This window comes from Streptomyces sp. SID14436 (assembly GCF_010548465.1).
Lineage (GTDB): Bacteria > Actinomycetota > Actinomycetes > Streptomycetales > Streptomycetaceae > Streptomyces.
Window position 1 is genome coordinate 1 of sequence record NZ_JAAGMD010000636.1, and the last position, 8,063, is coordinate 8,063.

General features: G+C 72.0%; 10 protein-coding genes and 1 pseudogene. 1 reads left to right on the forward strand and 10 read right to left on the reverse strand.

From position 1 onward, the window contains the following. The 10 genes and pseudogenes from lepB (G3I53_RS22635) to G3I53_RS22680 all read right to left on the reverse strand — a co-directional run. Positions 1-730 (reverse strand): signal peptidase I (gene lepB, locus G3I53_RS22635; protein ID WP_164438709.1); only part of this gene is annotated, 730 nt, incomplete at its 3' end. A 44-nt stretch (positions 731-774) separates the two neighbouring features. Beyond that, positions 775-1,755, reverse strand: a complete 981-nt coding sequence (gene lepB, locus G3I53_RS22640) for a signal peptidase I (protein WP_164438710.1) — start codon at positions 1,753-1,755, stop codon at positions 775-777. Continuing rightward, a pseudogene (gene lepB, locus G3I53_RS22645) lies at positions 1,646-2,734 on the reverse strand (signal peptidase I); the annotation flags it as partial. The pseudogene lepB (G3I53_RS22645) and the gene lepB (G3I53_RS22640), both read right to left, overlap by 110 nt. Further along, entirely contained in the window at positions 2,727-3,464 is a 738-nt protein-coding gene (gene lepB, locus G3I53_RS22650) for a signal peptidase I (RefSeq protein WP_164334520.1), read from the reverse strand. The pseudogene lepB (G3I53_RS22645) and the gene lepB (G3I53_RS22650), both read right to left, overlap by 8 nt. 45 nt (positions 3,465-3,509) lie before the next feature. After that, the gene (gene rplS / locus G3I53_RS22655; RefSeq protein WP_164334521.1) at positions 3,510-3,860 is read right to left on the reverse strand and encodes a 50S ribosomal protein L19; all 351 of its coding nucleotides are present in this window, start codon (positions 3,858-3,860) and stop codon (positions 3,510-3,512) included. A 129-nt stretch (positions 3,861-3,989) separates the two neighbouring features. After that, entirely contained in the window at positions 3,990-4,823 is an 834-nt protein-coding gene (gene trmD / locus G3I53_RS22660) for a tRNA (guanosine(37)-N1)-methyltransferase TrmD (protein WP_164334522.1), read from the reverse strand. Then, positions 4,823-5,377, reverse strand: a complete 555-nt coding sequence (gene rimM / locus G3I53_RS22665; RefSeq protein WP_164334523.1) for a ribosome maturation factor RimM — start codon at positions 5,375-5,377, stop codon at positions 4,823-4,825. Before rimM ends, trmD begins: the two co-directional genes overlap by 1 nt. Before the next feature lie 82 nt (positions 5,378-5,459). After that, positions 5,460-5,699 carry an RNA-binding protein gene (locus G3I53_RS22670; RefSeq protein WP_055606155.1) on the reverse strand — a complete coding sequence of 80 codons (240 nt, stop codon included), beginning with the start codon at positions 5,697-5,699 and terminating at the stop codon, positions 5,460-5,462. 2 nt (positions 5,700-5,701) lie between these two features. Next, positions 5,702-6,130, reverse strand: a complete 429-nt coding sequence (gene rpsP, locus G3I53_RS22675; protein WP_164334524.1) for a 30S ribosomal protein S16 — start codon at positions 6,128-6,130, stop codon at positions 5,702-5,704. 269 nt (positions 6,131-6,399) lie between these two features. After that, positions 6,400-6,999 carry a hypothetical protein gene (locus G3I53_RS22680; protein WP_164334525.1) on the reverse strand — a complete coding sequence of 200 codons (600 nt, stop codon included), beginning with the start codon at positions 6,997-6,999 and terminating at the stop codon, positions 6,400-6,402. A 543-nt stretch (positions 7,000-7,542) separates the two neighbouring features. Here G3I53_RS22680 and G3I53_RS22685 point away from each other — a divergent pair. Further along, positions 7,543-8,063: methyltransferase domain-containing protein (locus G3I53_RS22685; protein ID WP_164438711.1), on the forward strand; the 521-nt coding region annotated here is incomplete at its 3' end.

Below are 8,063 nucleotides of genomic sequence, written 5' to 3' on the forward strand. Positions count from 1 at the left end.
ACGCGGCGGCCCGCTGGGCGAGCGGGCCGTAGGCGGCACCGGCCAGCACCAGCACCGCGCCGCCGGCGATCATCGCCACGACGGCCGGCAGCGGGCCGGGCGAGGACAGGCTGCCGAGCTCGCGGAAGCCGGTGGGGGCCGGAAGCATGCCGTCCATCGGCCACACCACGGCGTCGACCCGGGCCTGGACCGCGCTGCGCGCGACGGTGCCGTTGGCGGCGTCGGTCAGGTGGGCGGTGGAGTCCACCGAGCCGGACCGCTCGTCACCGAGCAGGAACAGCCGCCCCTCGGGCACGGTCACCGCGGGAAAGGTGCTGAGCCCGGCCACCGCGTCCCGCGGCAGATACGGTTCGTCGATCTCCTTGCCGTTGACCTTCAGCCTGCCGTTGTCGCAGCAGGAGACGGTGTCCCCGCCGACGGCGACGACCCGCTTGATGATCGGCACATCGGCCCAGTTCTCGTCGCGGAAGACGACGACGTCGCCGCGGCGCACGTCCGCGTCGTCGACCCGCTGCGCCAGCACGCGGTCGCCGGCACCGATCGTCGGGGCCATGGAGGTGGTGGGCACGGTGTAGGGGCGGTAGACGATGGCTCCCCAGACGAAGCCGCCGAGGAACAGCACCATGCCCAGGGCCACGGCCAGCCCCGACAGGCGCCGCCCGGTCCGGCCGGCCGCCGCGGGGCCCCGGTCGCCGCCCGGGGCGTTGTGCGTCGTGCTCCGTCCACTCATGGGCGGCACCCTACCCGGCGGTACCGGACCGGGTCAGCCCCTCCTCAGCGGCCCTGGACGCCGGCCTCGCGGCGACGGCGCCACAGCACCAGCGGCACCGCGCCGACGAGCGCCAGGCCCTGCGGGGCGACCGCCAGGGCGGCGTCCGCCGCGGCTCCGGCCGCGTTCAGTCCGGGCTGGTCGTAGGTGGCCGGGACCGGGAGGTTGTCCCAGCGGTTGACCGGCCACGCGATGACGACGGCCCGGCCCACGACCTCCTTCACGGGGACCATGCCGTCGTTCTTGTCGGCCCGGTTGTACCGCGAGTCGCGGGAGTTCTGCCGGTGGTCGCCCATAACCCAGATGTGGCCCTCGGGCACCTTCACCTTGAACTGGCCGCCCTGGTCGTCCTGGCTGCACGGGGTGTTGCCGGGGTACACGTACGGCTCGTTCAGCGCCTTGCCGTTGACCTTCAGCGGGCCGGTGCCCTTGCACTCGACCGTGTCGCCGCCGACGCCGACGACCCGCTTGATCAGGTCCTTCTCCTCGGCGGACGGCATCAGGCCGATCCAGCTGAGCATCTGCTGCAGCGCGTTGGGCTGCGGTGTGGGCTCACCCGCCAGCCAGTTGTCCGGGTCGTGGAAGACGACCACCTCGCCGCGCTCGGGCTCGGAGCCGAACCAGGGGGTGAGCTTGTCGACCAGGACCCGGTCACCCTGCTGGAGGGTGTTCTGCATCGAGTCGGACGGGATGGAGAACGCCTGCACCAGGAACGTCTTGATCAGCAGCGCCAGGACCAGCGCGATACCGATCAGGATCGGCAGTTCCTTCCAGAAGGAACGCGGCTTCTTCGCCTGGGGCGCGCCGCCGTCCCCGCCTCCTCGTGCCGTGGGGGGCAGGTCCCCGGGACCGTCTCCGCCGCCCGCCGGGGAGTGATTCCCGGAGGTCACGGAGTCGTCCGCCGCCGGGTAGGCCGCTCCCACGGGGCGTCCGCGGTGCTCCTCGCCCTCGTGCCCGGACCGTGCGCCAACCGCCGCATCCCCCACGCCAACTCCTTACTCTCTGCCGCCGCCCGCCCCGGTGCCGGAGCAGGCCCACCACTCCCATAACGAGCGGGAGTTCCGCAGGGATCGGGAGTTGCATCATCACGTTCGGACCGTCGGGGGCAACCCTATGCGACGGCGGGGGACCTGCCGTCGACCCGGGCGCCGAGTCCGACACGGATGCGTAGGTTTTCGGCTCCTCCAGTGTGCTCCAGTGACCGAGCGGCCAGGCGATCACCATCGCCCGCCCGACGACCTCGTCCTCGGAGACGGTGCCGCCGTAGTCGGTGTCCTGGTGCGAACGGGAGTCGGCGGAGTTGGAGCGGTGGTCGCCCATCACCCACAGCCGCCCCTCGGGGACGGTGATGTCGAAGGGGATCGTCGACGGGCGGTTGCCGGGGTAGAGGTAGTCGTTCTCCTCCAGGGGGACGCCGTTGACGCTGACCCGGCCCTGGCGGTCGCAGCACTGGACCCGGTCGCCGCCGACCCCGACGACCCGCTTGATCAGGTCCTTGTCGTTCTCGGACGGCAGCAGTCCGATGAAGGTGAGCCCTTCCTTGATCTGCTTGATGCCGACCGGGTCGTCCTTCTTGGGCACGGTCTGCTCGTCCTGGAGCCAGCCGCCGGGGTCCTTGAACACCACGACGTCCCCCCGCTGCGGCTTGGAACCGAACCAGGGGGTGAGCTTGTCGACCAGGACCCGGTCGCCGATGCGGATCGTCTGCTCCATGGAGCCGGACGGGATGACGAACGCCTGGACCAGAAACGTCTTGAGGACCAGCGCTATCAGCACGGCGACGCCGATCAGCAGCGGGATCTCCTTGACCGCGCTGCGACGGCGGCGCCGCTTGACCTTGCGCTGGAGCCGGCGCCGTTCGGCCCGGGTGCGCCCGTCGCTCTTGGCGGTGCGGCGGAAGCCGGTGGGCAGCAGGTTCTCCGCGGCACTGGCCGGCACGCCGCGGGGTTTGCCGCGGTTACCCATGGGCGCCTCCCCCGGTGGGCGCCGGGTCCGCCGCCGGGGCGGGGACGCGCGTGTACGCGTCGGGGCGGTGCAGCCGCCCCGCTCTGCCGAACGGCCAGACGATGCCGTCGGCCCGGCCGATCAGGTCGCCGGCGGGGATCATGCCGCCGCCGGGCGAGCCGAGGCGGTCGCGCGAGTCGCTGGAGGCGCTGCGGTGGTCGCCGAGGACGAACAGGCGGCCCTCGGGCACCACGACGTCGAAGGGCACCGTGGAGGCGTCGTCACCGGGGAACAGGAACCCCGACTCGTCGACCGACCGGCCGTTCACCCGGATCCTCCCCTCCTCGTCGCAGCAGACCACGCGGTCCCCGCCCACCCCGACGACGCGCTTGATGAAGTCGCCGTCGCCGAAATGTCCGGCTCCGTCGAACACCACCACGTCGCCGCGCTGCGGCGCGGCTCCGAAACGGTATGCCAACTTGTTTACGAGAACACGGTCCCCGATCCTCAATCCCGGCTCCATCGAGCCGCTGGGGATCTGGAAGGGCCGCACCACGAACGTGCTGAGCGCCAGCAGGAAGACCAGGCAGAGCGTCAGGGTCAGGGTGACCCAGCCGCCGGGAAGCCAGGCGACGCCCCGCCCCAACGCGGAACGCGACCGGCCCTCCGGGCCCGGTGTCCCCGAGGTGTCCTCGGTCGTGTCCGGGCGGGAGGAGCGGTCGCGCTCCGTCTGCTGTGCTTCGGTGTCCATCGGGGCCAGATGCTATCCGGCCCCGGCGTGACCCCGGAAAAGCGCTCAGCTCTCGCGCTTCTCCCTGATCTTCGCGGCCTTGCCGCGCAGCTCGCGCAGGTAGTACAGCTTGGCGCGGCGGACGTCACCCTTGGTGACGAGCTCGATCTTCTCCACGATCGGGGTGTGCACCGGGAAGGTGCGCTCGACGCCGACGGAGAAGGAGACCTTGCGGACCGTGAAGGTCTCGCGGACGCCGGCACCCTGGCGGCGGATCACCACGCCCTTGAACTGCTGCACACGGGAGCGGCTGCCCTCGATGACGCGGACGTGGACGTTGACGGTGTCGCCGGGGCGGAAGGCCGGGACGTCGCTGCGCAGCGACGCGGAGTCGACGGAGTCGAGCAGGTGAGACATTTCGTCTGCTTTCTTCGCTGATGCCGCAGGTCATCAACGGCAAGAAGGTCGGATCGGGGATGTGCGGCGCGGGCGGGCGTCGTGTCCCCCTGCGGCAGGGGCGCACGCCGGTCGGCGCACAACAGCGGCCTATTCTTCCACGCCGCCGGTCCTGCGCCAAAATCGGCCGTACGGCTCGCCCGCGGGGTCCGGTTCCCAGCCCAGGATCGACAGCATCTCGCGGTCCTTCTTGTCGAACGCGGCGGGGGCGCTGCGCTCGATGAGGTCGGGCCGGTGGGCGGTGGTGCGCTTGAGCGCCTCGTCGCGGCGCCAGCGGGCGATCCTCCCGTGGTGGCCGCTGAGCAGCACGTCGGGGATGCCCCGGCCGCGCCAGTGCGGCGGTTTGGTGTGCACGGGCCCCTCCAGGAGGCCGGCCATGGCGCCGGGGGCGAAGGAGTCGTCGCGGTGCGACTCGGCGTTCCCGAGCACGCCGGGCAGCAGCCGCGCCACGGCCTCGGTGACGACCAGGACGGCCGCCTCGCCGCCGGCCAGGACGTAGTCCCCGATGGACACCTCGTACACGGGCATGCGGGTGGCGTACTCGTCGACGACCCGGCGGTCGATGCCCTCGTAGCGGGCCGGGGTGAAGATCAGCCAGGGGCGTTCGGAGAGCCGGACGGCGAGTTCCTGGGTGAACGGGCGGCCGCTGGGGGTGGGCACGATGAGGGCCGGTTCCCGGGCACCGCTCTCGTAGCCGTCCGCCAGGACGGTGTCGAGGGCCTCGCCCCACGGCTCGGGCTTCATCACCATGCCGGGGCCGCCGCCGTACGGGGTGTCGTCGACGGTGTGGTGCCGGTCGTGGGTCCAGGCGCGCAGGTCGTGCACCCGGACGTCCAGCTGTCCGCGCGCGCGGGCCTTGCCCACCAGGGAGACGTTCAGCGGTTCGAGGTACTCGGGGAAGATCGTGACGACGTCGAGCCGCATCAGGCGTCGTCCCCGGCGGCGTCGCGGCCGGAGGCGATCTCGGCGCGGTCGTCGATCAGACCGGGCGGCGGGTCGATGACCGCGCGCTGTTCCTCCAGGTCGATGTCGGTGACGATCTCCTCGACGAACGGCACGTAGACCTCGCTGCCGTCGGGGCGCTCCACGACGAAGAGGTCCTGGGAGGGCAGGTGGGAGATCTCGGTGATCCGGCCGACCTCGGTGCCGTCGACGGTCACCACGTCGAGGTCGATCAGCTGGTGGTCGTAGTACTCGTCCTCGTCCTCGGGGCGTTCGTCCGGGTCGACCTCGGCGATGAGGAGGGTGTTGCGGAGGGCTTCGGCGGCGGTGCGGTCGCGCACGCCCTCGAAGCGCAGCAGCAGGCGTCCGCTGTGGACCCGGCCGGTCTCGATGGTCAGCGGCCCGGCCGAGGGCGGGTCAGTGGCCAGGACGGCGCCGGGGCCGAGGCGGAGCTCCGGCTCGTCGGTGCGGACCTCGACGGTGACCTCGCCCTTGATGCCGTGGGCGCGGCCGATGCGTGCGACTACCAGCTGCACGGTGCTTGATCTCCTGTCGGGACGACTTCGGGCCGGGGACGGCCGAGTGGCCCTCCCCGGCCCGAGCCGGTTGCGATAAGCGTCAGCGGACGTGGTCCACGTCGACGAGGTCGACACGGACACCGCGGCCGCCGATGGCGCCCACGACGGTGCGCAGAGCGCGTGCGGTGCGGCCGTTGCGGCCGATCACCTTGCCGAGGTCGTCCGGGTGCACCCGGACCTCGAGCACGCGTCCGCGGCGCAGGTTGCGCGAGGCGACCTGCACATCGTCAGGGTGGTCGACGATGCCCTTCACGAGGTGCTCGAGAGCCTCCTCGAGCATGCTCAGGCCTCGGTCGGCTCGGACGCGGAGGAGTCGGCCGCGGCCTCGTCCTTCTTGTCCGCCTTCTTCTTCTGGGTGATGGCCTCACCCTTGGCGTCGTCGTCGCCACCGATCGCCTCGAAGGACGGACGGGCGGCCTTCTCCTCCGGCTGGAGGAGCGGCGCCGGGGCGGGCTCGCCCTTGAACTTCTGCCAGTCGCCGGTCTTCTGCAGGATGGCGCGGACGGCCTCCGTCGGCTGGGCGCCGACACCGAGCCAGTACGCCACGCGCTCGCTGTCGACCTCCATCACCGACGGGTTGTACGTCGGGTGGTACTTGCCGATCTCCTCGATGGCCCGGCCGTCACGGCGGGTACGGGCGTCGGCGACGACGATGCGGTAGTGAGGCGAACGGATCTTGCCCAGACGCTTCAGCTTGATCTTGACTGCCACGGGAGTGGAATCTCCTGATTTTGACGTGGTTGGGCACGGCGAGTGAAGCCGCGTGGGGTTGCGGTACCCGAGTGCCCGATGGACGCGTCAGCCGGAGGAGAGAGGGGTCCTGTGCGACTGTCGAGTACAGCAGGCCATTCTGCCACACCCGCGGGGTGGTCGCGGACAGCGGGTGCGGGCGGGCACGACGTCGAGGCGCTCCGCGCGCGCGGAGCGCCTCGACGCACCCGGCACCCGACCCTCCGGCACCCACGAGATGCCGGGCGGGGTCAGCCTGCCGCTGCCACGACCTCCGGAATGCGGAACGGCTTGCCGCAGCCGCCGCAGACGATGGGGGCCTGGGCCAGCACCGACGGGACGACGCGGACGTTGCGGCCGCAGTCGCACACTGCCTTGACGCGAACACCTCCTCCGGAGGATCCGTGCCGGGCGGCGGGACCGCGGAAGCTGCGCGCGGTGTCCCCCGCGGTGGCGGCGGTGTGGGCCTTCAGCGCGCGCTGAAGGCGTTCGATGGTCGGACGGTAGCGGCGCTTCGCCTCCGGGGTGAGCGTGACCAGCGAGAAGCCGCTGCTGGGATGCGGCTCCTCGGGATGGTCCAGGCCCAGTTCCTCGGCGATCGCGAGGAACCTGCGGTTGTGGTAGCGGCCCGCTCGGGACGTGTCGCGTACGCCGCGCGCGGCGGCGACGCCATGGACTGCCTCGTGCAGCAGTCGCTCGAAGGAGAGCTCGTGACCGCACGCGGACGACGACTCCCCGATCAGGGACTCGGGCGCGGCAAGATCCGGCAGTTCGGGGTGGTGCCGCTGAATGTCGGCCCACGCCTGCGCCAGCTCTGCGGCGAGTACAGGTGGTGTCTGTGTCGTGCTCACGTAATGACAACGAGCCGGGGTGGCTGTGTGTTCCGATTCCGGGCCATCCCAAATATTTTGCACGTACCCGTCAGTTCGCACTGATGCGTCCTGACGAGGGCGGGTGCGCTGATCTGCGGAGAAAGCCGCGCAGCTCGCCTCAAGCCGGTACGTAGGCTGACGTACGGCCCGGCGCGCGGGCGGACCGCGTGCGCCGATCATGCCAGGGATCGCGGAAACGCAAGAGGTGTTTCGGCCGTACTCGCCGCCGGAACATGCCCCGGGCCGGCCGGGAGGGCGAGCGGTACGACCGCGACGTTACCGGGTCCGCGGCCGCCCCACCGCGCCGCCCCGCACCCCGCGCGCCCGGCCCGGGAGCGCCCCGTGTTGCCGCCCGGTGAATTCTTGCCACTGGCACGAGCAACTACCAAGCCGCCGTCCCCTTCCACTGGACGCCGGGTCGAGGGCGGAGTTACCTGGCATACGGGGGGAGTGCGAGCGCACTGCACGGGGGCCAAGGAAACGGGCACAGCGGCAACTCTCGGCTGATTGGGGCGCTTACCTATGACACCTACGCTCGTGCGGCAGCACCCGCCTCAGGCGGGGGCAGCCCCCCGCGTGGACCTGCATGCACGCGCGCGTGACTGGTCCGAGATCCAGGAGCGGATGCTCGTCCCGCTCTACGAGGCCGTCCACGAACGGCTCGACGTGGGGCCGGCGACCCGGCTGCTCGGTCTCGGCTGCGGTTCCGGACTCGCGCTGCTGATGGCCGCCTCGCGCGGAGCCGCCGTGACCGGCGTCGACACCGCCGCCGACCGGCTGCGCCTCGCGCGGGAGCGGCTGCTGCCCGAGGACCGGGAGCCACGCGGGCGCGCGGAGCCCCGCATCGTGCGCGGGCAACCGGCCGACGCCGCCCCCGCTCCCCGGCACCCGTACACCGTGGTGACCGCCTTCGAGCCGATCGGCTGCCTGGCCGGGGACGCGGACGCGCTGGCCGGCCTGCTCGCCGAGGCCGTACCGCTCGCCGGGCGCGGCGCCGCCGTGGTGCTGGCGGGGTGGGGCCCGCCGGAGCGGTGCGCCACCCT